The sequence below is a fragment of the Acidithiobacillus sp. TH-A117 genome (assembly GCF_057473465.1).
In genome coordinates this window covers 34,329-57,997 of record NZ_JBYCKQ010000038.1, presented here as the reverse complement: position 1 = coordinate 57,997, position 23,669 = coordinate 34,329, and the positions used below count along the sequence as shown (strand labels likewise).

Here is a 23,669-nt window from a genome sequence, read left to right as displayed (position 1 = left end):
AAATGGTATTTCATCCAGAAAACTTGTGTTCATTGATCTCTCTTTAAGACGCCATCTTACAAATCTTGCGAACGACTGCTTTCGCTGCTTTCCTGTCGCTCACTGACTCCACATCCCAACTCCAGTCTGTACGAATCGGGACTACTTGAAAAGCCGCCTGCCCACCAGATATTGCACAGGAAGGAAGTTGACGCCATGCGGATTAAACCTGCCATTCCAACCAAGTTTTGCAAATAGCATTTCAGGCACTGTTTATCGATTATTGCTGTTTTTTCTGGGTAATGGGGTATGATGACGAATCTGTAGTGGCGGTGAGTCGGCGACGAGGGCTAGTTGGATTAGGCTCACCGTTTCGGCTAGTGCACCCCCCAGGTTGGCCCATTCCGCCCCGAGTCTACCACCCACAACACCCGCACTCCGAGATCGGACAGGACCACACGCACCCGGTCGAGGATTCTCTCGCGTTCCAGAGTCGGTGCCCCATACTCCACGCGACACAGGGGCGCTTTGAGTTTCCCCTTGGCCTGGACGTACACCTCGAGCCTGTCCGGCGCATGGGCATCCAAAAGAACGGTGCATTCCTGTGCTGGCACGGCCACTTCGGCCAGCCAGTGTTGCAACGCGTGCCGGATGGAAAACCCCATGTTCGTCAGCATCTGATCCAAGGGGTCCAGTGTCTCTTCCTCGTCGAGCTCCAGGAACTTCAGCAAGGGTGCCAGGTACCCCAGGCTTTGCGGGGCCCAATCCAACGCGCTGGCCATGGCGTTGCGCAAATCCTCGAGATCCATCCATTCGATGTCCGCTCCCGGCGGCAATTCTACCCGTCCCACCAAGATCTGCAGTCCTGGGGTGAACTCCTTGCGATAGGTCCACCAGTGCGGAGCGGGGGACCCGGGCGTGTTGAAATCCCAGAGAGTCACTGGACTCACGTCGCGCAGGAAATGGGCACTCTGCGGCGCCGCCGCCCAAGAGACGGCACTGCGCTTGGGCAGCACCTGCTGCTCTTTGAGCAGCTTGGTGATCTGCTTGCGGTCCTGCGCCGTGCAGCGCCCGGTCCAGGGGGCCAACAGCGGCTGCCCCACCAACACCGAGCGGGACTCGTCGGTGTAGCTCTTCTCGCAAGCAAAGCCTACGGCCTGGTCCCAAATGAATTGCCAGACCTCGCTCAGGCCCTCGGCACGCAAGGCCTCCAAAAATCCCTGAAACAGTTCCTGGTCCCCGTGCTCGAGGCACTCGTAAATTGCATTCATCAGGTGGGCGCCGCTGTCCTGGGCATCCTTACCCGCGCGGTCCATCAACCCACGGGCCAGGGGGAGCCATTCCTCCAGGCGTTGCAGAACTCGGTGACTACGACTGACCATGAGATCTCCTCTGTAATTGGACTGGATTGTGCCACAAACCCCGGGTGGACCGGCAGCTTTCTACCTCGCGAAAGCCACCGGCAAGGACCACCAGTCACTGAGATAGCTGGGGCTGCGCCGGTCGGAGCGCATCGTCCAGTCCCGCCCTTGCCGGAGACCGCCCACACCCCGGGCCAACGTGTGTTTGCCAAAACGGTCCTGTGCTCGTTGCAGGGCTTCCTGTAGCCGCTCCGCCCGTTCCTCGCCACCTTCCTGGACAGCAAACAGGTCGCCGGTACGCGCTTGGGCCTGCAGGTCGAAGAGCAGGATGCCCGACTTTTGGTAGGACACCCCCGGCTGAAAGGCTTCCGCGGCGGCGCTGCGCACCGCTTCCCACAACACCCGGTAATCGCGGCTGGGCTCCGGCAGACGGCGATGCGCCGTGCCGCTGTAGAATCCCTCGCGAAAGGGAGAACTGCGGACCGTAACCTGGACCGAGCCTGCCCAGAGGGCTTGCTCGTGCAGCTTCTCAATACCGCGCTGGGTGTGCAGCGAAAGGCTCTCCAGCACATCGGAGAACTCGGTGACCGACCGCCCAAAGGAACGGCTGCACTGGATCTGCTGGCGGGGCGGAGACACTTCCTCCAACGACAAGCAAGGCACTCCGCGCAACTCCTGCTGCGTTCTCGCGAGGACCACACCGTAGTGCTGTCGCAGCCAGCGGGAGTCCGTCTGCGCCAAGTCCCCCGCGCTCTGCACCCCATGGGCTTCCAGGCGTGCCGCGAGTCTCCTGCCCACCCCCCAGAGGTCTCCGACCGGGGTCTCGTGGAACCATTTGCGCCGTTGCTGGGGATCCAGATCTCCCCAGATACAGACGCCTTCCGCAGTCCGTCCCTTTTTGGCCCAGTGGTTGCAGACCTTGGCCAGGGTTTTGGTGGGCGCCACCCCCACACAGACCGGCAAGCCGAGTTGCCTGCGAATCTGCTGGCGAAGGTGTTGCGCCCAGGAGTCTGCCTCTGCATCTGCCACGGGCACCTCCAGGAACGACTCGTCGATGCTGTAGATCTCCTGACCCACGGCCTGATTCCCCAACAGGCGCATGAGCCGCGCGGAAAGCTCCCCGTAGAGGGTATAGTTGGAAGAGAGCACCACAATGCCGTGCTGCTTGGCCAGCTTCTCCCACTGAAAGTACGGGGCACCCATGGTCACCCCCAGGGCCTTGGCCTCGTTGGAGCGGGCCACGGCACAGCCGTCGTTGTTGCTCAGCACCACCACAGGTTTCCCCTCGAGCCTGGGCTGAAACAGCCGCTCGCAGGAGACATAGAAGTTGTTGGCATCGACCAGGGCCAGGGTCATGGCGCAAAGCTATGAATGACATGAATCACCACCCCCCAGACCACGAGCTCCTGGCCCTCGCGGATGGGAATGGGCGCATAGCGATCGTTCCCCGGCAGTAAGGCGGGTTGGCCTGCGTGCTTGCCTAGGCGCTTCACTGTGAGCTCCCCGTCCAGAGCGGCGACGACGATCATCCCTTCCTTGGCCTGCACCGCGCGATCGACGATGAGCAAGTCTCCGTCATGGATCCCATACGCGAGCATGGAATCCCCGGAGACGCGGAGGAAAAAAGAAGCGTCCGGGTGTGCCAGGAGGTGTCGGTGCAAATCCAGGCTGCGCTCTACATGATCGTCCGCTGGGGAAGGAAATCCGGCGGGGATCCGGGAGAGATACAAAGGCAGGGGACGATGCTCGGCATCGGGGTCCGGTCGATAGACCGTGAGGCCCACCCGGGCCAGTTTGTCGAGAATGGCTTGCTCGAGCATGGCAAACTCCTTGGAAAGGCTTTGAAGCTTCATTGTCCCCTTGGCGCAAGGGGTTGTCGAGGCGGGAACTGGTGCCTAGGGCGTGGGGTCCATGATGAGGATATAAAAAGGGAGAACGGAATGACGCGATCCATCGGACGGCGGTTCCACAAAATACGCCTGACTCTGGGAAACCTGGTCTATGTCGTGTTGCTCATGGGGCATGCCTATGGGGAGACGCGCCCCGTGATTCGCTACGAGGGGAGTCGCTTACTGGGTGTGGAAAAAGGACAAGCGCTCCTGCGCGTGCGCCTTGAGGTCACCAACCCCGGCAAGCAAGCGATCCCGGTGGAATATGGCCGAGTGGACTTGCGCCTCGGCCACCAGCCCATCGGCCATGGCACCATACCCCCCACGAGCTTCCCGGCGCATCGGCAAAGGGCTGTGGAGGTCCCTGTGGAGCTCTCCCTCAGCCGCTTGGGCGGCTTGCTGCCTGACCTGCTGTTGCGGCCCGCGCTGCCTTGGTCAGCCCAAGGGTACGTGCAGCTTGCGGGACCCAGGATTCCCATTGATGAGCAGGGAGAGGTGCGCAGCACCCAGGTCACCCCGCTTTTGGAGCAGATCTTCCGGGAGGAATGAGGCTGTCGCCGTGAATCGCACTAGGTCTTGCGTTACCATCCCACCCTGATCGCAGAGCAGGAAACCCTGTCATGAATCTCTTCCCCCAAGCCCAAGACCATCTCCTCCGGGCGGAGCGCAAGCTGCAACGCAAAGGCCCCTACCTGCACAGCGTTGCCTTGACGGTGTTGGTCATGGCTGCCTACTTCCTGGGCTACGGTCTGGACGAGGTGGTACCCACCCACGTCACGGCGGCGGTGATTGGCGCCCTCTGGTCTGCTGTGACCGTCCTCGCGGTTTTCAAGGACGAATGGACGGAGACCTGGCACAGCTTTTGGTCGACGTTGGCCTCGGGTCTTTTGGGGGGAGTGGTGGCGATCTTATACCTCTTGTACCTGCCGCAAAAGATGCTCGCCCTTGCGGTTGTCATGGTCGTTGCCCTGCTGTCGAGTCAACTGCTGGGATTCCAAGACCGTGGCCGTCAGGTCGTCTCCACCGTCTTGCTCATCGTGATCTTCTCCCACCTGAACCGCAGCGCTCCCTGGCTCAATGTTGGCATGCGCTTGGCGGAGGTGCTCATTGGTTCCATGGTAGGACTGCTCGGCGGCTGGCTGCTGAGAAACGCAGGGGTGCTGGAAGAAGAGTAGTAGCCTTGCAGGAGTTACGTCCCGCGATAATTTCGGCGTAGCATCCAAAACTTTTGGGGTCAAACGTGCAAAAATCCAGATGCCTTGGCCGGGGTTCCGGGACCAGCATAGCCCTTGGGATCGCCCGTCTGCCGAAGCATTCCAGGTGGCACAGGTGATGCGTTCATCGGGGGAAAAGCGCAAAAGCCCGATGCCAGAGTTCATGACGCGGAGCAGCCACCAAGTGCTCGGCGCGGATCTTCGCCGCCCAGTGGACTTCGTGATCTGCTGAACATCGGACGGATGCGAGACGGAAATCCAGTGCACCAGGGCAACGGGCGGTATCGGCCAAGCCGTTGCTTTAGCGGACCGTTGGGGTGTTCCGGTGGTAAACTTGGCTCATGGCAAATCCCTATTCCAGAAACACGGGGCCCGAATCTCCCTGTCCCGCAGGGGAAATTGTTACGACAACGCGCCTATTGAGAGCTTCTGGGGGAGCCTAAGGAACGAAATGGTACACCATCGCCACTTTGCAAGCCGCATGGAGGCCGAGGCCGCTATCCGGGAATACATCGAGATTTTCTACAATCGCCAGCTCGCCACTCACGTCTCGGCTATCTGGCACCGGCTGTCTTCGCCCAGTCCTACTGGAGGTCAGCCGCTTGAAGCGATAGCGTCCACTATTGCAAGGACACCTCATCCGTGAACACTATCCTCCTGATGGACATGCAATTGCCTTGATGCGGCGATCAATCTTACACTCGCTGACCAGATACAGGCTTTCCACACCCCCCGCAATATTGGTGCTCGGGTTCTAGTGCGGCACCGCAACTAGTGCAAAAGCGTTGGATCGGAACGCTCGAAGGCGAAGGGGAGGCCCTGGGTATGGGTGAAACACTGATAGCTGGATCTGCTCCCCGCACGGCTTCTACCAGGGACTTCCCGCTCAGATGCGTATATCGGGCCAACATCTGGGCGGTTTTGTGGCCGGTGATGCCCTGCACAACCGCTGCATTCAGCCCCCGCTCGAAGAACCTGCTGGTGGCCTCATGGCGCAGATCGTGGAAGTGGAAGTCCTCCAGACCTGCCACTTTGACCGCTTTGAAAAACGAGGCCCGTACGCCGTCCTGTGTGGCGTAGCTCCACACGCGGTTGCCATGCCCGTTGTGGCGCGCTCTCTGCCGTTTCAAGGCGTCCTCTGCCCGTTCGGAGAGGGGCACCGTCCGGCCCTTGCGGGTCTTGGTCAGTTCCGGGGGAAGTTTTATGGTGTGGTCGGTGAAGGATATGCGGTCCCAGGTCAAGGTAAAGACCTCTCCCTGCCGCATCGCGGTCTCCAGGGCGACAATCACGAGATCGGCAAGCTCCGGGTTCTTCCTGGCGCAGGCCTCCAGCAGGCGTTCTTCCTCGCTGCCAACAAAGCGCCGGTCCCGGCCTTCAGGCAGGCGAGGTTTGCGGACGAGTTCAACCGGGTTGATAAGATCGACATAGCCCCATTCCTTCCTCGCGATGGTGTACAGGTGCGAGAGCACGGCCAGCATCAAGCGAATGGTGTTTGCCGAACGGTTCTCCTTCTCCATGGCTCGGATGGCCTGGGCCACCTGGGGGCCGTCGAGATTGGGGAGTGGAACCGCCTGCCACAGGCTGCGTGACCACCACTGGATGAGGGAATGTTCCCTCCTGGACGTGCGCGGTGCCTTGGAGGGCAAGATCTCCCGCGTATACCGTTCAAAAGCGGCTTTCAGGGTGAGTTCTCGAACCTCCACCTTTTTGTAGACTTGGGCGGGTGTCTGGGTTTCCAGGCGGGCTTCGACCTGTGCGGCCCACTGTAGGGCTTCCCGCTTGGTGTCAAAGGTAGCGGAAAGCGATGGGTAGCCTCTTCTGCGTACCTGGGCACGCCAGAACTTGCCGCTTTGGAATACGGATGCCATGGATCGCCTCACCATCTTGGTATAGCGTAATGGTGCCGGGCGACGGAGGAGCGATCAAGAGAGAAAGGGGGTACTATCCCAGAGACCAGAAAACCACGAATCCCTTGGTCAGTGGCAGGTTGCCCGAGGCGTGTAAATATCCTCAGAAGGCGCAGAAACCCCCTACCTCGGCGGATGATTGCCGACAGACAATAACAAAGCAGAACAAGCGGGTACGCCGCAGTCTGTTGTTTATTTGTGTGTTATTCTTCAAATCATAATCCGCGTGTCCGGGGTTCGAATCCCTGAAGCGCCACCATATAAACCAAGCAATTTCATATTGACCTGCGGTGTGCATCAGCGCGCATGCTGCGGCGCTTGGTTACCGGTAATCCGCATTAACTCTCCCTCATGCACCTCATATTCGCCCAGATGTGCGCGCATCAAGCTTTTCCAGAGTTTACCGTGGTTGGGGACCGAGAAGTGGAGCAGCTCGTGGACGATCACGTAGTCCCACAATTCTGGTTTCAGGGCAGGCAGTTCGTCGCTGAAATTCAAATGACCTGCGGTGGAACACGAGGCCCATTTGTTGCGCATCGGCCGCACCCCCAGCCAGACGATCCTGACATCCAGCTTGTCGGCCCAGTGGCGGACGCGCTGTTTGAATTCCGTCTTCTTTGAATCCGCGTCCATCTGAGAAGTCTGCGGTTTCAAATCCGATCCGCCTTTTCCAGCAACGTAAACAATTCTTCCACCAGCGCCGTCACCCGCTCCAGGTCATCTGTTTCGGCGAAGAGGGCGAAGGTCACTTTCTTACGAAGTTCACGCAGGGCGTTTTCGCTGCGTTTCCAGTTCGGAAACTCGGTAAAGGCGTGGCGAATCTTGCGGCTGACCGTCTCGGCGTTTTCAATCTTCGCGTCCAGCAGGCTGCGGTAGACAAAATAGGTCAGGCCATCGAACGACTTTTCGGCCTGTTCTTTCTTCCGTGCCTCGTTACCTTCCACTTCACGCAGCAATTCGGCTAGAGCCTCGGCCGTGCTGGTCTGGCGGCTCTCGAAGCTTTCCTGCACCGCCCGCGTGCGTTCCGCCATAGCGATGAGGTAAGGGTCATCGCTGTTGTCCGCAGCCAGTTTTTCAATACTTTTGATCAGGTTGATGACTTTGGTGCCATCCCCGCCGCTTTTGTTTTTGATCAGCTCGATGGTGTTGCCATTGATCGCAATCATCTCGCCCAAACCACCCACGCCATAACTGCCGACTCGATCCTGCACCAGATGGTTGGTCTTGGCCTGAAACTCGCGGTCCACCATCACGGTTCGGGTGTAGGCCTTGCGGACGACCTGATAGATCGCCGATAAGGTGCCATAGTCGGCAATGAACGGGCGCAGGAAGGCATCGGGCGAGATGATCTCGTAGAGCATCTCGATCTCTTTGTATTCCTTGAAGAACGCCTTGCGCCGCTCGGGATCGCGGAAATGCTCGATGAGGGTGTCCACATCCTTGTCGTTGAAGTTGCGCTCGATCAGGCCGAGGTACTTCGCTGCCTCGGCCTCCATCTTGTTCTTGAACAGCACCTTCAAGAGCTTCAAATCCTTGACGATGGCGTTGATCTCGTCGCTGTCGAAGGCCAGCGCCTTTTCCAGCTTGTCGAAGATGCCGACAAAATCGAGCACGAAGCCGTGGGGCTTCACCATCTCCTGGGCCTCGTTCTCGAAGGGGCGATTCACCCGGGCGATGGCCTGCAGCAGCGTGTGGTCACGCATCGGCTTATCGAGATACATGGCGTAGAGCACGGGCGCATCGAAGCCGGTGAGCAGCTTCTCGGTGACGATCAGTATCTTCGGCATCTGGTCGAGTTTGCCGAAGCTCTTGCGAATCTGCCGCTCCCGCTTCGGGTCGAGGTGGAATTCCGTCAGCAGCTTGGAATCGTTGTTGCTGCCGGTGTAAACGACCTCGGAATACTCGGGCGGCAGGCCCATTTCCTTGAACGCCGCGTCGAGCGCGTGTTTGTAATGAGCGCAGGCCTCGCGGTCGACGCCAACGAGGAAGGCCTTGTAGCCCAGCGGCTCGACGTTCTGGCGGTAGTGCTCGGCGACGAATTGCGCCACCTGCTGGATGCGCTCCTTGCCCTTGAGGAAGTTTTTCAGGTTCACCGCCCGTTCGAGAATCTTGTTTAGCTCCTCGATGTCGGCCACGCCCTCGGCTTCGGCCAGCGAGAGGAACTCCTTGTCCAGCGTCTCGTGCGGAACAAGCATTTCGTTAGGCGCGAGCTGGTAGTAGAGCGGCAGCGTGGTGCCGTCCTCGATGCTGTCGGCGATGGAATACTTGTGCAGATAGCCTTGGTCATCCTCGCAGCCAAAGGTCTTGAAAGTGCCCTTGCCGTAGACGGTCTTGTCCACGGGCGTGCCGGTAAAACCGATGAAGGTCGCGTTCGGCAGGCCGGCCATGAGGAAGTTGCCGAGGTCGCCGCCGGTGGTGCGGTGGGCTTCGTCGATCAGCACGTAGATGTTCGCGCGCGTGTTCAGGTTCGCCGGCATGTCGCGGAACTTGTGGATCATCGTCACGATGATGCCCCGGTAGTCATCGCGCAGCAGTTGGTTGAGCCGGGCGATACTGCTGGCATGCTCCAGATTGCCCAGGCCGAGCGCGGCGAGGTTCTTGAGCATCTGGTCTTCCAGTTCGTTGCGGTCGATCATCAGCAGCACGGTGGGCTTGTCCGCCCCGGGTGCGCGGAACAGCCGCTCCGCCGCCTTGATCATGGTGAAGGTCTTGCCGCTGCCCTGGGTGTGCCAGACTAGGCCGCGCGTGCGCTGGGGATCGAGGGCGCGGCTGACGGCCGCCTCCACCGCGCCGGTCTGGTGCTGGCGCAGGATGTATTTGTTCAGCTCCTCGTCCTTCTCGGCAAAGACGATGTAGTCCTTCAGAAAGGCGAGCACCTGCGGGATGGCGCAGAAGCTCTTCACCTTGGTCTCCAGCTTGCCGACCTCCCCGTCCTTCCAGTTGAAGATGTTCCGCCGCACCATGTTCCAGCTCACCCCGTAGGAAAAGCCGATGGCGTCGGTGGCGGTAAACAACTGCTGAGATACGAACAGCTCGGGCGTCTCGCGGTGGTAACGGCGGATCTGGTCTACCCCCAGGGCAATCGCCTCGTCCTTGTTGGCGTTCTTGCACTCGATCACCAGCACCGGAATGCCGTTGATCAGAAAGACCACATCCTCCCGCGTGCCGTAGTGACCGTTGTGGAAAGCCCACTCCTCGGTGACTTCATAAGCGCTGCGCGCCGGGTCGTCGTAATCGATCAGCATCAGGTCGCGTTCGCGATTTTCCTCGTGGTCGAAGAACTTGCCCCGGTTGCGCAGGTGCTCGACGAATTCGCGGTTGCCGTAGATGTCGGTGTGCAGATGCCGGAACTGCCCGAGCAAGGCACCCTCGGCCTCGGCATAACGCGGGTTGAATTCCCGCAGCTTGGCGTCGAGCAGGTCGTCGAAGAAGAGCGAGCGGTTTTTGGCGCGGTCGGTAGGTGGGACGCCCGGATCAAAGCCGCGCCGCTGCTCGGCTACCTCGCGTGACACAAACGTCCAGCCGATGGCCTCGGCGTAGCCGAGGATGCGGGACTGGACGGTTTTGTGTTCGGAGGGGGTGGGCATCGTCTTCTACTTCTTCCACTTTGCCACGACGCCGTTCACCGCCTGGATTACCTTTCGGAATGATTCGACTGTCTCCTTGTCAACAGAGGAAAGTCCCGTCTTTCCGAATTCCGCCATGATCCGCTTGGCAACTCGGCCTTTGTTGAATGCCTGCACATTTGCTTTCTCAAATGCGTCCTCAACTCGCTGCACCAAGGATTTCTTTCCCGCTGTATTTGGATCAAGAGTGACAGGATTACATCCCAGTTCTTTTGAATAGGCTTCTTGGACTTTGGTGATGTAATAGGCTTCGCCAAACAGGTCTTCAAGCGCGCAAGGCTTCGACCCGATAGCATCCCCAACCATGACTACCATGTCTTCATCAATAATCCATTGGTGAACGAGTTGTTCGAATGCCTGTTCTCCAGCCGGATCAGAGTCGAGAAGGACAGCCACCTTCAGCTCTTGCCCGTGCAAGATCGTGCCGACATAAGCGACTTTGCTCGCCCCACCGGCAGGCGTGATAACCAAGTCGGGGGCTAACCCTCCTTCGCCAGCCTCCTCAAGGAGTGTGGAAATTGTCGTCAGAAACCAAAAATCATCCACGCCTTCGACGACAAGGTTGTATTGGCCGACGAATAGTGACTGGCTCCAAGACAGTCCCAGCGCCGCCTGTAAAGTGAACCGCGCGTCCTTGTCGGCAGTCGCCCAGTTCTTGTGAACCTTGGTTCCCTCCTTGGGGCTCTCCTCAGCGACGTAGATGTTATCTAGCCGCTTGAGGTCGATCATGAACGGCAGGTGCGTCGTGTAGACGAGTTGGTTGTCTTTCGCATACGCCTTCATTAGTTCGAGCAAGTCTCGCTGTGCTGCCGCGTGAAGATGCAGCCCAGGCTCATCGAGCAAAATGATCGCATTTCTGAAATTGCCGTCCGTTTCATGCATGAAGTGCATGTCGAACGAGAAAAACCACTGAAAGCCTTTCGATCGTTCCTCCAGGGGAACTAGCCCTTTGTCGCTCTGGTCCTTTACGAAGGTCATGAAGTGTTGGCCGTCAGCTTGGAATACGACCTGATACTTTCGCTGTGACCACCGCTCCGAAATCTGGGCTGTCAGCGTATTGCTGGCATCGTTCATATCGAGCATCCTCTGCTCGCGATCTTCTTGGTTGCCCTTTGCAACCTCCTCATCGAGATCCAATCCCGCCATGTCCATGATCATGATGATCGTTTCCTCTTCCGGCCTGAGCTTCTTCTCTTTCCGGTGCTTCTGCACTTCATCCAACTGTGCCGATCCGACGAATGTCCGGTAGTCGTCCATGTAAATGAACGTGGGGAGATGTTTGTGCACCCAATCGACAACCCGCATCATGGGCGTCGCCTCAATTTCGGAAACCACCTTGTCCATCTGCTTGCTGAGGGATGCAATGGCATTTTGGTCTTGTTGTTGCAACGGGTTGCTCGGATGCCGGAACTCGGGAAGCTTTTCCTTCAATTCTCGTAGGCCAGTGAGCGCCCTATCGCTTCCCCCACTGTCTCGAACCTCCGCGACCAAGGAAGAAAAGACGTTCTGATATTGCGTCGCGAAATGTTCTGAGAATCCGTCTGGTAGTTCCGCCAGTTGGCTGTTGAGGAGATCTACAACCCAGCCCACACCGTGCTCAGTGCTTGGCATTTGCGGGGAGAACTGATGGCCGTATTCACCCCCGTAGTTCCGGCTAATCTGCACCGAAGTGATGACTTTTGCAGATTCATGAATGGCCGAGATCTCGTTCTGCTCGCCCTCTGAAAATGAAAAGACCGCCTCGACTACGATCTTGGTGGGACTTTTCTCTTTCCGGCGACCGCTCGGCCACTCCCGGTCAATGTTGTATCCGGTGTCGTTATATGGATTGAGCCGCCACAGTGCTTTTAGGAAGGAGGACTTGCCAGATTCATTCCGTCCCACGATTACCGCGATGTCGTCAAAATCCACCCAGCCGGAATCGGTGATGCAGCGATAGTTTTGAATTCGGCATTTTTCGAGTTTCATAAAGCGTTCCTCTCCTCCAGTAGCTTTGGATTGTTGATGGAGCTCAGATCGATATTCCCAACCCGGGTCTTCGCGGTCATCAGTTCATGTAGGAGCGTGCGGAAGAGGTCTTGGAGTGCGCCGAGCTTTCCCTGATGGACAGCATGCTTTTGGTCTACGGTCGCAAGTGCCCTGACGATTTCGGCTTGCTCGTCTGGCATCGGAACAGGAACGAGAAGCGGCTTGAGTTTGATTTCAGGTAAATGCGCAATCGTAGTCCGAGTACCCGTCACGCCATAGGTGTTCGTTAAGAGAAACGCGAACATCATCCAGTGAACCATGAACTCGTTGGTGATTTGATCGGTCTTCGGGCGCAATCGGTGAAGAGCCTTCTGGTAATAGCAATCTGCGACGCTGCCGTCCCAAAGTGCCGCCCGCCCGACCTCGCCGCCTTCGCAGATGAGCAAATCACCTTTCCGTAACCGGAACTTCTCCACCTCACGATCATTGAAGTCCATTCGTAGCAGATCGTCAGTATCGATCCGACCCCACTGGACATTCTTGTTTCGCAAGTAGATCTTCGGCGAATCTCCAACTTTTGCCTTCTGAGAAAGCATTTTCCCGAGTTGTGTTTCGAAAAGATCACCGATGGAAAGAAGCTTCCAGCTTTCCGGGACGGGGCCGATTTCGGTTTGTTTTTGGGGTTCGTTGCGGAGGCCTTCGGTGAAGAGCTTGTGCATGAGGGCCTTTTTCAGCTCGGTGGCGGTCTGAATAATCCGTTCCTGCGCTTCGATCGCCCGCTGCACCGTCGAAAGGATGTGCGCGATCTTCTTCTGCTCGGGGAGTGGGGGGAGCGCCATGGGCAACTCCGCTAGCTTCGACTGCGAAAGGTTCGGGATCGTCGTTACGTTGCCACGACCAAAGTAAAGATTGGCCACATCGAAGGCATACCAAAGCCAATACACGCCAAATTGCGGATGAGCTTTGTCGCCCTTCGCCCGGAGGCGATGAAGATGGTTCTGGTACAGGCAGCCATCGACCTCATTGTTCCAAAGTGCTGTTCGTCCAATCGAACCGCCTTCGCAGACAAGCAGATCGTTTGCCTGAAGTTCGAGGCGATTCCAGAAGACGTTCTTGGTTCGAAGAAAGGGGCGTTGGTGTTCGCCATCGCGGTTCCTTTTTGAGACCTGCTTTCCTTGCTGAATGTCGAAAGCCGAATCAACGCGGTTGATTTCCCAAGCGGACGGGAACGCGCCAATTTCGGTTTGCTGGAATTCGGCGTTCACTCCGCACCGCCTTCCGCGTACCCGCTTTCCTCATGATTCCCTGCGATCCGCATGACTTCGGCATCGAAATCCGAGACAAACAAGCGATCCTGAACGATGGCGGAGCGGTTGTAGTGGCCGGTGTCGTAGTTTTTGCCATCGGCGACAGTTGTTCGAAATTCTCGAATAACTGACTCTTCCGCCATATCAATGTCCCCGCTGGGAATCCAGGCTTCCAGCCGGTTCTTGAAGCGCATCACGCGGCGCCGCCTTTCAATTGTTTCACCGTCCGTGCGGTAAGCGTCTGCATCTGGCGAATGGCGATGGCGTTGAGGCGTTTCAGGCGCTCGCCTTGGGGGAGTTCCATGTGGATGAACTCGGCGTTCATGTTCTCGATGTTGGCGAGAACGAGGAGTTGTTCCAGGGTGGCGTGGTCGCGCATGTTGCCATCCTTGTCAGGGTTGGCGTCGCGCCATTCACGGGCGGTTTGGCCGAAGAGGGCGACATTGAGCAGGTCGGCTTCGTTGGCGTAGGTGATGGAGGCTTGCTTGGGGGTCACTTCCGCCGGGATGAGGTGAGCCTGAATGGCGTCGGTGTGGAGGCGGTAGTTGATCTTGGCGAGAGTGCGGTTGAGGTTCCAGGCCAAGGAAAGGCGGCGATTCTCATCTTCCTTGAGCCGCTGGAATTCCTTGATGAGGTAGATTTTGAATTCGGGGCTGATCCACATGCCGAACTCGAAGGCGATGTCGCGGTGGGCGTAGGTGCCGCCGTATCGTCCGGCCGTCGCCCGCAGGCCGATGGCGTTGGTCTTCTCGACCCATTCCTTGACGCTGAGCTTGTAGCTGTTGAGCCCGGCCTGGCTTTTAATTATGGCGAATTCGCCGGAATTAAAATCGGGGTTGTGGACTGCTTCCCAGATGCCGAGGAATTCGACGGTGTTGCGGTTGCGCAGCCAGTCGGATATGAAAAAATCGCCGTCCTTGGCCTTGAGCATGTCGGTGAGGGAGATGTAGTCCTGGTCCTCCCGCTGAATGACGGAGACCTCGGTGCCCCGAACATTGATCGTAGCGCTGGTGGCTTTTTTCTTCATGCTCCGACTCCGAGTTGCTTGAGGATTTTCCGCAGTGCAACATCGGTTTCCTTGGCCTCGGCCTCGATAACCTCCAGCTCCGCGACGATTTCCGCGATGGGCCGGTAGGTTTCGGCGTCACTAGTGTGAATGTAACGGCTGGGGGAGATGTTGTAATCGTTTTTCTTCAGCTCGGCATAATCGACGATGCGGCTGAGCTTTTCGGCTTCGGTCCAGCCGATGAGGGTGTCGGCGATGCGCTGGATGCCCTCGTCGGGGATGAAGTTCTTGGGGTCGCCCTTTGCGAAGACCTGGGAGGCGTTGACGAGGAAGACTTTTCCCTGGCGCTCCGGTGCCTTGGCCTTGTTGAGAAACAGCACGATGCCGGGGGCAGTGGTGTTGTAGAACAGGTTTTCGGGCAGGTAGAGCACGCTCTCGATGAGGTCGTGGTCGACGAACCACTGGCGGACGGTCTTTTCCTTGTTGGTGCCGGCATTGCCCGAGCCGCGCGAGGCGGCACCGGTGTCGAGGACGACGGCGGCACGGCCAGTGGCGTTCAGGCTGGCATGGATGTGCTGCACCCAGCCCCAGTCGGCGGAGGACTTGCCGGGAAAGCCGGCTCCGGCGGGGAAGCGGTCGAGTTCGTCGTTGTCGTAGTCGGCCTCGGTGAACCAGTCCTGGTTCCACATGGGATTGGCGACGGCGCGATCGAAGGTGCGGAGCCTGCCCTGCTTGTTGCGGAATTTAGGATTCTTGAAAGTGTCACCGATCTCGATCTGACCTTCCATGTCGTGGATGATCATGTTCATGTTGGCCATGGCCCAGGTCTCGGGGGTGAATTCCTGGCCGAAGAGCTTCAGCGGGGCAACGCTGCGCTTCTTGTCTTTGGCAGCGTCCTCCATAGCGATCTCGCATTTCACGAGCAGGCCGCCGGAGCCGCAAGTGGGGTCGTAAATTTCCATGCCGGGCTCGGGCTGGAGGACGCGCGACATGATGGTGCCAACCTCGGGCGGGGTGTAGAACTCGCCGGCACTCTGGCCGCCGCCTTCAGCGAATTTGCGGATGAGGTATTCGTAGCTCTTGCCGATGATGTCGGCTTCAACGTCGTCGAGCCCAAGGCGCTTGGTGCTGATGGCCTCGATCAGGTTGGAGAGGCGGTCGTCATCGAGGTCGCGCTGGCCGTGGGTGGTGGCGTTGAAGTCGACGCGGTCGATGATGCCCTGCAGCAGCGGGTTTTCCCGGGCGATGGCGCGCATGTGGCTGGTGACGCCTTCGCCGATTTTGTCGGAGAGCTTGCGGATGACGGACCAGACCGGCTGCTCGGGATCGTCCGGCACCAGGGGGAGGTAGAAACGAACCAGCTTGTGGTCGGCCCTGGCGAGCTGGAAGGCTTTCTGGCGCGAGCCGACCTCGGCAGCGATGCGGTTCAGTTCGTCATCGAAAACATCGCAAAGACGCTTGGTGAAGATGAGGGGGAGGATGTAGTCTTTGTATTTCGGCGCGTCCTTGGCGCCACGGATGGAACAGGCCGCGTCCCATATCCACGATTCGAGGGATTTGTCTTTACCGTTATTGCTTGCCACCTGCGTTTTTCCCTTTGACTATCTGCAACAACGATATGTTGCTCCGCGCGGAATGTAAACCACGTGTTCTCAGCCGGCCTGTCCGGAAACTGCTTTGCCAGACGCTTGCCCAGCAAGGTGTCGGCAAGCCATTCGATCCAGGCGGAGGTATCGACCACGCATGGCGTTACCGTCATCAGTAGCGATCCTTGCGATCACGAAAGTCGGAGGTCGCAGCGCCCTTGGCGATGCCGACCAACTGCGCCATCTCGGGCACCGGCATCACCAGCACGCCCTTGCCCTTGGGAATGAACACAAACTCCTGCCCGGCTTCCCAGTGCTGCTCTTCGCGCACGGCCTTGGGGATGGAAATCTGGAACTTGCTCGACAAGATGGCTGTAGCGGTCATGGTTCGTGCTCCTGCTGGATCGATAAGCATTTGGTAAGAATAGCTAACCCCAGCCCAGGATGCCAGGCAACTTCACAGCCCAAGCGTTGACTCTGTGGGTTTCGCGCACGCCTTCAGGAATACGCGGTTTACATACATCAAATGACAAACAAAAATCACCCCCGATACACTAATCTCCCACCCACCAGGGTATAACGCACCCGACCCCGTAAATCCCACTGCGCGTAAGGGAGATTGCGACCGCGACTGGCGCCGGAAACAGGATTCAGGGTAAACCCAGCCTCGGGGTCAAAGAGGCAGATATCGGCGGCACTGCCGACTTGCAGCGTGGGAGGCGGCAGTCTCAGGGCTTCGGCGGGACCGGTACTCAGCAATTTCAGGGCCCCCATCATGGTCAGCAAGCCATCGTCCACCAGACGCAAGGTCAACGGTAACAGCCACTCAACGGCACTGATTCCAAAAGGAGCTTGGATAAAAGTCATCCCCTCACGATCGATGCCCCAGGGACAATGATCACTGCTGATGGCCGCAATCTCTCCCGCTGCCACAGCACGCCGCAAGGCGTCCCGCTCGGCGAGGGAACGCAAGGGCGGCAGCACCTTGGCATGGACATTGAAATAACCCACATCCTGCTCACTGAGGAGCAGATGATGAATGCTCACTCCGCAGTGGGCGGCTTCACCCCGTTGCCGGGCGTTCTGAACTGCAGCAACGGCCGCTGCCGTGCTGAGCTGGGGGAAAAATACCGGGCAATCGCTCAGCGCTGCCACCGCCAGGTCCCGCTGGATACCCACCAGCTCCGCTGTCGCACTGCGCCCCGGAAGCCCCAGACGTATACTCAAGCCGCTCTCGTTCATGACTCCCTGGGCAGCCAGGTCGGCGTCTTCCGGATGCAGCAATACGGGACAGCCGAGGTCGGCGGCATAGCTCAGCGCCAATCGGAGCAAGGCGGCATTGCGGATGGGTTCCTTGGCCTGGCTGAAGACCAGGGCACCCGCCTCTTGCAGTGCCGCCATTTCAGTCAATGCCTGTCCCTGCAGGCCCATGCTCAAGGCGCCACTCACATGGACCCGCGCCAGCCCCAGGGACTCGGCCATAAGCCGATGTTCCTGGAGCACTGCAGGGGTATCGGCGACCGGCTGGGTGTCGGGACGCAAAACTACCCGGGTAACGCCACCAGCTACTGCCGCCCGCAATTCACTGGCCAGATCCCCGTCCCGCCCATGACCGGGGCTATGCCCTTGAAAACTGCTCTCCACAAATCCGGGACAAGCGACCAGGCCGGTAGCATCGAGAATTTCCTCGGCCTGAAAATCCCGGGGAACAGGGCCTCTTGTGGTAATTTTTCCGTCTTCAATCCCGAGATCGGTGATGGCATCGAAGCCATCGACAGGGTCCAGCACGCGCACATTGCGGATGATTCTACGCATGGCTTTCTCCTCCACCTGCCGCGCCCGCGAGGAGCGTCAAAACCGCCATACGCACCGCCAGCCCATGGGAAACCTGCTGCAAAATCACCGCCTGATTCCCGTCCGCCACTTCCGAGGCAATTTCGACGCCACGATTCATGGGGCCGGGATGCAGTACCAGTGCATGGGGCTGCGCCCACTGCAAGCGCTCCGGGGTCAGACCAAAACGCCGATGAAATTCATCCAGGCTGGGCAGACGGTGGGATTCCATGCGCTCCTTCTGCAGGCGCAGGGCACAGATCACGTCCACCCCCCGCAATCCCGCCTGCAAGTCGTGATACACATGCACACCCAGGGCGGCCAGCTCCTTGGGAACCAAAGTCCGGGGACCGATGACGCGGATTTCCGGGCAACCCAGAATGGACAAGGCATGAATCTGGGAACGGGCCACCCGCGAATGCAGGATGTCGCCCACGATCGCTACCACCCGACCTTCAATGGGACCAGCCAGGCGGCGGATAGTGAACACATCCAGCAGCGCCTGGGTCGGGTGGGCATGCTGACCATCACCGGCATTGATGACCAGCGCCGAATCCCCCAGATGGCGGGCGATAAGGTGGGCCGCTCCCGCCTCCGGATGACGGATCACGAAACCATCCACCTGCATGGCCATGAGGTTATCGACGGTATCGATGAGGGATTCGCCCTTGCTGGTACTGCTGGTACTGGCGGCAATATTCAGCACATCCGCAGACAGCCGTTTGGCCGCCAGCTCAAAGGTACTGCGAGTCCGGGTACTGTTCTCAAAAAACAGATTGACGATGGTTTTGCCCCGCAGGGTGGGGGTTTTTTTGACGCTACGCTGGGCTATGCTCAAAAAAGATTCGGCAGTATCGAGAATCTGCAACAACTCCCGCTCCCGCAACCCCTCGGTACTGAGCAGATGACGTAAGCGTCCCTGGTCATCATATTGGGGATTTCCGTCCCCGAGGCGAAATGTCTGAAGGCTCATGCAACACTCCCCGGCGCAGCCGCCAGCCATTCCAGACGCAAAGGGTCAGGTCCCCGCAACTTGATTTGTCCACCCGCCGCGCCATTGAGACGCAGGGCGGCAATATCCGCAGCCACCGGCAATTCGTGGCCACCACGATCCACCAGCACGGCCAGCAGTACACTGGCAGGGCGGCCATAATCAAAAATTTCGTTAAGGGCAGCGCGGATGGTGCGCCCGGTATAGAGCACGTCATCCACCAGAATGATGGAGCGACCATTCACATCAAAGGGGATATCCGAGGCGCGCACCTGCGGGTGCAGCCCTATCTGACTGAAATCATCCCGGTAAAAGGAAATATCCAGCCGCCCCAGGGCGGTGTTCAGGCCCAAAGCATGGTGCAAGGCCTGGGCAACCCAGACCCCGCCGGTAAAAATACCAATCATGGCGGTCTGTTCAGGATCCACCCGGGGACGTAAATCCCGAATCATGCCCTCCAGCAAGCTGCTCACATCCCAATCTGCGTTCATTCGCTGACCCCGAGATCCTGAAAAGTCTGAAGAATTTCGCAGGCAGCCGCCTGATCCAAAAGTTGGGCGCGCTTTTTGGCGGAAAACGCCTGATCTTTGAGCATGGTTTCGGCTGAGTGGCTGCTCAGGCGTTCGTCCACCCAGTGCAAGGGCAGAGGGAAACGGCGCTGCAGACGCTCGGCAAAATTGCGCACCCGCCGCACCATCAGCCCTTCACTTCCGTCCATATTCAGGGGCAAGCCCAGAACCACCGCACGCGGTTGCCACTCCTGGAAAATCCGCGCGAAACCCTCCCAATCGGGGCCAGCCTCGCCATTGCGCAGGGTGCTTACTCCCTGGGGAGGCAGCCCGGATTCCCCCAGTACGGCAATACCAATGCGCCGCTCGCCAAAATCAATACCGAGCAGCGGTCCCGAAACTTCAGGCATGGCCCGCAGCACCACTGAGCAGACGCATATCCACCCCCATGGAACGCGCTGCAGCCTGCCAGCGTTCACTGGCCGGCAAATCGAAGATGACCTGCATATCCAGAGGACCATGCAGCCATGAATTTTCTTTCAATTCTTCTTCCAGTTGCTGCGCGCCCCAACCGGCATAACCCAGAGCCAGCAAATAGCGCTGAGGTTCTTCATGCTGGGCAATAGCCTGGAGAATATCCGGAGAACTGGTCAGTGCCAGATCCGTATTGATTTCAAGGCTGGAGAGCCACTCGCCCCGAGGACTGTGCAAAATGAAACCATGCTGCGGCTGCACCGGCCCGCCCCAATAGACCGGACGGTGGATCATTTCTTCAGAAGGCTGAATATCCACGGCCTTGAGGGCATCGGCCATGTTGATATCGACAAGACGGTTGATAACCACCCCCATGGCCCCTTCAGGGCTGTGCTCACAGACGACGATGACCGTACGGTCAAAAAGGCCATCATGCAGAGCCGGCATGGCGATGAGGAGATGATTTTTAAGTGATGAGAAAGTCGTCATGCCGCTATCATACGGGTTTTCTGAGTAAAACGGCAGATAAGCTGAGCGGGAAGATGAATCACCCCCTTATTGACCCCGCTCCAGACGCTGCCAGAGCAAGTCGGCGGCATCCACCCCGAAAAAGCGGCGAATTTCCCGGGCACCGGTGGGGCTGGTGACATTTATTTCGGTCACATAACCACCGATCACGTCGAGCCCGACAAAGAGCAGGCCGGCGGCACGCAGAGCCGGCCCCAGGGCCGCACAGATTTCCTGATCACGCTCCATAAGCTCGGCCGCCACTGCCGTGGCTCCGGCTACCAGATTGCCGCGAAAATCTTTTTCCGAAGGCACCCGCAGCATGGCGCCGGGAACCGGCTGGCCATCCACCAGCAGAATCCGCTTATCGCCCTCGCGAATGGCGGGAATGTAGCGTTGCGCCATGACATAATGCTGCCCCCAGCCGGTCACGGTTTCGAGAATGCTCCCGACATTGCGGTCTTGCTGATGAAGGTAAAATACGCCTTCACCGCCTCGCGCCGAGAGGGGCTTGACCACAACCTCCCCATGCTCGGCGAGAAAGGCGCGCAAGTCTCCCAGATCACGACTGACCAGCAAAGGCGGCAGAAACTCCGGGAAATGCAATGCGTACAATTTTTCATTGGCATTGCGCAGACTCACCGGGTTATTCACCACCCAGGTACCTGCATGTTCCAGCAGATAACAGGCGGTCAGATATTCCAGATCCACCGGCGGATCCTTGCGCATGAGGACCACATCCATTTCGGCGAGAGGCCGCTCTTCCACGGCAGCCAGGGTCACATAGTCATTACTTTCATCGCGTACCGTCACCCCACGCAGCCGCGCCCAGACCTTGCCATCGCGCAGCAACAAATCCGGCAAGCCGAACACCCAGCACTGATGTCCGCGCGCCTGGGCCGCCAACAGCATGGCGAAGGTCGTGTCCTTGGCGGGTTTGATCCCGGAGATGGGATCCATGAGAATTGCCGCTTTCAATGTCGTCATGATGCGGCTCCCGATGTTTGCTGCTGACGCCAGTCGGCCATTTCCCGTGCTGCCGCGACCAGGGTCAGGCGGGCAATCACCCCATAGGCATAATAGCGATTGACCGGGGCATCGGGCGGCGATTTGCGGCAGGGCAATATGCAGGGCTCGCCAAAAGCCATGGGTTCGAAATGCGCGCCGGGGGCATTCAGGTTTTCATCCCTGCCGCGCCCGGTATGGACTCGATAGAACCCCCCCAGCACCTGCTGACCCACCATATACACCACCGGTTCCGCCACCGCCTCTTCGGCGGTTTGCTCAAAAGTATAGACACCTTCCTGAATGAACACGTCGCTGACCGGCAAGCCTTCCTTGCTTTTGGCCATGCGCGTTCTTTCCTTGCGATTGAGATCCATGAACTCCGCACCGGAATAGGCGGTCATGATCCCCATGCCATAAGTACCGGCATCGGCTTTGACGATGACAAATGGACGCTGGGTGATGCCGTAATGCGCATAACGCTCGCGGGTCAGCTCCAGTACCGCGTCCACATTGGCAACCAGACAATCCCGTCCCTCGGCACGCATGAAGTCAATGCCCTGACAGCGCCGGAAAAAGGGATCAATCAGCCAGGGGTCGATATCAATGACCTCCGCCAGTTCATGGGCAACAGCCCGGTAATGGGCAAAATGCTGGGACTTGCGCCGGGACCGCCACCCCGCCGCCAGCGGCGGCGAAATGGGCTGTTCCAGATTTTCGAGTATTTCTGGCACGCCACCGGACAAATCGTTATTGAGCAAAATCAGCTGTGGATCAAAGCCTGCGGCCTGCAGGCGATTACCCTCACGAAAAATCGGCTCCAGGAGCAGAACATTGCCAGAAGGTAAATCATAGGCAGTCCGTTCTTCGAGCAACAAAGAGCCGACCCTGACATCTAGCCCGGACATTTCCAGCAGCTCCCGCAATCTCGCCACATTTTCCAGATAAAACAGGTTACGGGTGTGATTTTCCGGAATCAGGAGCAATCGTTCCAGTCCCGGATAATATTGATTGAGATAATGCTGAATGGCCGACACATAGAGCGAGGAAAATTCGGGATTGAGATTATTGAAACCCGCCGAAAACAAGTTGGTATCTACGGGTGCCAGCTTGAACCCGGAATTGCGCAAATCCACCGACGCGTAAAAGGGCGCCGGCGTCATCTGGAACTGGCTGCGAAACCAGCGTTCAATAGCTGACTGCCCGGCAATCAGATGCCGCTCGATATCCAGTAAAGCCTCAGTGCGCTCCGTAGCGAGCAGGGGGATATTTTGTAAAACTTCAGTCATGCCTGGGCCTGATTCCTTTTATCAATAGCCACATACTGACGTGGACTGGCTCCGTTATACACCTGGGTGGGGCGGAATATCCGATTATCGGCCAATTGTTCCCGCCAATGGGCCAGCCAGCCTGCGGAACGGGCCATGGCGAAAATGGGCGTAAACAAATCGGCCTTGATCCCCATTTCGTGGTAAAGCACCCCGGAATAGAAATCCACATTGGCATGAATACCCTTGGGACCGAGCCTTTCTGTGGCCAGCTTTTCGACCTCTATGGCAATTTCAAAGAGCTGACTGTGGCGCAGCTGCCCATTGCTCGCCAGCTTTTCCATCATGTCCTTCAAAATAGCCGCACGCGGATCACGGGTTTTATATACCCGATGTCCAAAGCCCCAGATTTTTTCCTTGTTCGCCGTTTTGCTGTCCAGATAGGCAGCAACCCGGTCAACGCTGCCAATTTCTTCCAGCATCTCCACTACCTTCTGGTTGGCTCCGCCATGCAGCGGGCCGGCCAGAGTACCAATGGCGCCGCCAATCACATGGTAAGGATTGGTCAGTGTCGAGCCCGTCACCAGCACCGAAAAGGTACTGGCGTTGATGGTATGTTCCGCATGAAGAATGAGACAAGTATCCAGAATTTTGGCCAGCGCCGGGTTGGGCTCCCGTCCGGAAATCATGTAGAGAAAATTGGCGGCATGATTCAAATCCGTGCGCGGAGCAATGGGATCATTACCGAAACGCATCTGCTCCCACATGGCAACGATCGTGGGCATGCGCGCAATAATGCGCATGGCCATGGCGTCCAGATGCGGAGTATTTTCGCGTTCGGCATCCGAAAGCTCCTGCTGCGGGTAAAACATGCCCAAACTGGCTACGGCGCAGTGCAACATATCCATGGGGTGACCGGTGACCGGCATGAACTTCATGATTTCCCGCACGTTGTATTTGACCTGGCGGTGGCTGCGCAGGCCCTGGTCAAAAGCCTGCAGATCGCTGGCTTCGGGTAGTGCTCCATCCAGAAGCAGCAGGGCCACTTCTTCAAAACTGCTGTGGGCCACCAGATCGTCAATGGCGTAACCGCGATAACTCAACAAACCTGCCGCGCCATCTATGTGAGAAATACTGGAGTGGGTGGCCGCCACGCCTTCCAGACCGGGAGCTACGTTCGTATCCGCCATGTCGAACTCCTTTTATTCTGATCAGAAATGCATCCAGGGGTTGCCGGGC

General features: G+C 58.4%; 22 protein-coding genes and 1 pseudogene. 3 read left to right on the top strand and 20 right to left on the bottom strand.

The window, feature by feature from the left end; all coding sequences use genetic code 11:
• Positions 1 to 356 precede the first annotated feature (356 nt).
• Genes AC2VLR_RS09550 through AC2VLR_RS09540 form a run of 3 tightly spaced genes read right to left on the bottom strand, consistent with a single transcriptional unit; the run spans position 357 to position 3,160 of the window.
• Positions 357 to 1,361 (bottom strand): hypothetical protein, encoded by a 1,005-nt coding sequence (locus AC2VLR_RS09550; protein ID WP_486881918.1) that lies wholly within the window; start codon positions 1,359 to 1,361, stop codon positions 357 to 359.
• 60 nt (positions 1,362 to 1,421) lie between these two features.
• Positions 1,422 to 2,696, bottom strand: a complete 1,275-nt coding sequence (locus AC2VLR_RS09545; RefSeq protein WP_486881917.1) for a Y-family DNA polymerase — start codon at positions 2,694 to 2,696, stop codon at positions 1,422 to 1,424.
• Positions 2,693 to 3,160, bottom strand: coding sequence for a LexA family protein (locus AC2VLR_RS09540; RefSeq protein ID WP_077273635.1), 468 nt, complete (start codon positions 3,158 to 3,160; stop codon positions 2,693 to 2,695). Before AC2VLR_RS09540 ends, AC2VLR_RS09545 begins: the two co-directional genes overlap by 4 nt.
• A gap of 120 nt (positions 3,161 to 3,280) precedes the next feature.
• Between AC2VLR_RS09540 and AC2VLR_RS09535 the strand changes: the two genes are divergently transcribed.
• The 3 genes and pseudogenes from AC2VLR_RS09535 to AC2VLR_RS09525 form a co-directional block, all read left to right on the top strand.
• Positions 3,281 to 3,778 (top strand): LEA type 2 family protein, encoded by a 498-nt coding sequence (locus AC2VLR_RS09535; RefSeq protein ID WP_486881916.1) that lies wholly within the window; start codon positions 3,281 to 3,283, stop codon positions 3,776 to 3,778.
• Positions 3,779 to 3,849: 71 nt separating this feature from the next.
• Positions 3,850 to 4,404, top strand: coding sequence for an FUSC family protein (locus AC2VLR_RS09530; protein WP_486881915.1), 555 nt, complete (start codon positions 3,850 to 3,852; stop codon positions 4,402 to 4,404).
• A 418-nt stretch (positions 4,405 to 4,822) separates the two neighbouring features.
• Positions 4,823 to 5,049: pseudogene (locus tag AC2VLR_RS09525) on the top strand (IS3 family transposase); the annotation flags it as partial.
• Positions 5,050 to 5,138: 89 nt separating this feature from the next.
• Here AC2VLR_RS09525 and AC2VLR_RS09520 read toward each other — a convergent pair.
• The 17 genes from AC2VLR_RS09520 to AC2VLR_RS09440 all read right to left on the bottom strand — a co-directional run bounded on the left by AC2VLR_RS09520 (position 5,139) and on the right by AC2VLR_RS09440 (position 23,620).
• Entirely contained in the window at positions 5,139 to 6,311 is a 1,173-nt protein-coding gene (locus AC2VLR_RS09520) for a tyrosine-type recombinase/integrase (protein WP_486881914.1), read from the bottom strand.
• Between the two features lie 336 nt (positions 6,312 to 6,647).
• Positions 6,648 to 6,983 (bottom strand): M48 metallopeptidase family protein, encoded by a 336-nt coding sequence (locus AC2VLR_RS09515; protein WP_486881913.1) that lies wholly within the window; start codon positions 6,981 to 6,983, stop codon positions 6,648 to 6,650.
• A 17-nt stretch (positions 6,984 to 7,000) separates the two neighbouring features.
• Positions 7,001 to 9,937 (bottom strand): type I restriction endonuclease subunit R, encoded by a 2,937-nt coding sequence (locus AC2VLR_RS09510; protein WP_486881912.1) that lies wholly within the window; start codon positions 9,935 to 9,937, stop codon positions 7,001 to 7,003.
• Between the two features lie 6 nt (positions 9,938 to 9,943).
• Positions 9,944 to 11,944, bottom strand: a complete 2,001-nt coding sequence (locus AC2VLR_RS09505) for an AAA family ATPase (protein WP_486881911.1) — start codon at positions 11,942 to 11,944, stop codon at positions 9,944 to 9,946.
• A complete protein-coding gene (locus tag AC2VLR_RS09500) occupies positions 11,941 to 13,209 on the bottom strand; it encodes a restriction endonuclease subunit S (RefSeq protein ID WP_486881910.1) in 1,269 nt (422 codons plus the stop codon). The genes AC2VLR_RS09505 and AC2VLR_RS09500 overlap by 4 nt, the downstream gene beginning before the upstream one ends.
• Entirely contained in the window at positions 13,206 to 13,448 is a 243-nt protein-coding gene (locus tag AC2VLR_RS09495; RefSeq protein ID WP_486881909.1) for a hypothetical protein, read from the bottom strand. The genes AC2VLR_RS09500 and AC2VLR_RS09495 overlap by 4 nt, the downstream gene beginning before the upstream one ends.
• Entirely contained in the window at positions 13,445 to 14,278 is an 834-nt protein-coding gene (locus tag AC2VLR_RS09490) for a KilA-N domain-containing protein (RefSeq protein WP_486881908.1), read from the bottom strand. The genes AC2VLR_RS09495 and AC2VLR_RS09490 overlap by 4 nt, the downstream gene beginning before the upstream one ends.
• Positions 14,275 to 15,840, bottom strand: coding sequence for a type I restriction-modification system subunit M (locus tag AC2VLR_RS09485; RefSeq protein ID WP_486881907.1), 1,566 nt, complete (start codon positions 15,838 to 15,840; stop codon positions 14,275 to 14,277). Before AC2VLR_RS09485 ends, AC2VLR_RS09490 begins: the two co-directional genes overlap by 4 nt.
• A gap of 175 nt (positions 15,841 to 16,015) precedes the next feature.
• Positions 16,016 to 16,228, bottom strand: a complete 213-nt coding sequence (locus AC2VLR_RS09480) for an AbrB/MazE/SpoVT family DNA-binding domain-containing protein (protein ID WP_215844035.1) — start codon at positions 16,226 to 16,228, stop codon at positions 16,016 to 16,018.
• A 155-nt stretch (positions 16,229 to 16,383) separates the two neighbouring features.
• On the bottom strand, positions 16,384 to 17,658 hold the full coding sequence (locus AC2VLR_RS09475; RefSeq protein ID WP_486881906.1) for a dihydroorotase: 1,275 nt from the start codon (positions 17,656 to 17,658) through the stop codon (positions 16,384 to 16,386).
• On the bottom strand, positions 17,651 to 18,649 hold the full coding sequence (locus AC2VLR_RS09470) for an aspartate carbamoyltransferase catalytic subunit (protein WP_486881905.1): 999 nt from the start codon (positions 18,647 to 18,649) through the stop codon (positions 17,651 to 17,653). Before AC2VLR_RS09470 ends, AC2VLR_RS09475 begins: the two co-directional genes overlap by 8 nt.
• Complete coding sequence (pyrR, locus tag AC2VLR_RS09465; RefSeq protein ID WP_486881904.1) at positions 18,646 to 19,158, bottom strand: bifunctional pyr operon transcriptional regulator/uracil phosphoribosyltransferase PyrR; 513 nt, start codon at positions 19,156 to 19,158, stop codon at positions 18,646 to 18,648. Before pyrR ends, AC2VLR_RS09470 begins: the two co-directional genes overlap by 4 nt.
• Positions 19,155 to 19,586 carry a Holliday junction resolvase RuvX gene (ruvX, locus tag AC2VLR_RS09460; RefSeq protein WP_486881903.1) on the bottom strand — a complete coding sequence of 144 codons (432 nt, stop codon included), beginning with the start codon at positions 19,584 to 19,586 and terminating at the stop codon, positions 19,155 to 19,157. The genes pyrR and ruvX overlap by 4 nt, the downstream gene beginning before the upstream one ends.
• Positions 19,579 to 20,139, bottom strand: a complete 561-nt coding sequence (locus tag AC2VLR_RS09455; RefSeq protein ID WP_486881902.1) for a YqgE/AlgH family protein — start codon at positions 20,137 to 20,139, stop codon at positions 19,579 to 19,581. Before AC2VLR_RS09455 ends, ruvX begins: the two co-directional genes overlap by 8 nt.
• Before the next feature lie 66 nt (positions 20,140 to 20,205).
• A complete protein-coding gene (gshB, locus tag AC2VLR_RS09450; RefSeq protein ID WP_486881901.1) occupies positions 20,206 to 21,144 on the bottom strand; it encodes a glutathione synthase in 939 nt (312 codons plus the stop codon).
• Entirely contained in the window at positions 21,141 to 22,451 is a 1,311-nt protein-coding gene (gene gshA, locus AC2VLR_RS09445; protein ID WP_486881900.1) for a glutamate--cysteine ligase, read from the bottom strand. The genes gshB and gshA overlap by 4 nt, the downstream gene beginning before the upstream one ends.
• The gene (locus AC2VLR_RS09440; protein ID WP_486881899.1) at positions 22,448 to 23,620 is read right to left on the bottom strand and encodes a citrate synthase; all 1,173 of its coding nucleotides are present in this window, start codon (positions 23,618 to 23,620) and stop codon (positions 22,448 to 22,450) included. The genes gshA and AC2VLR_RS09440 overlap by 4 nt, the downstream gene beginning before the upstream one ends.
• Between the last annotated feature and the right edge of the window lie 49 nt (positions 23,621 to 23,669).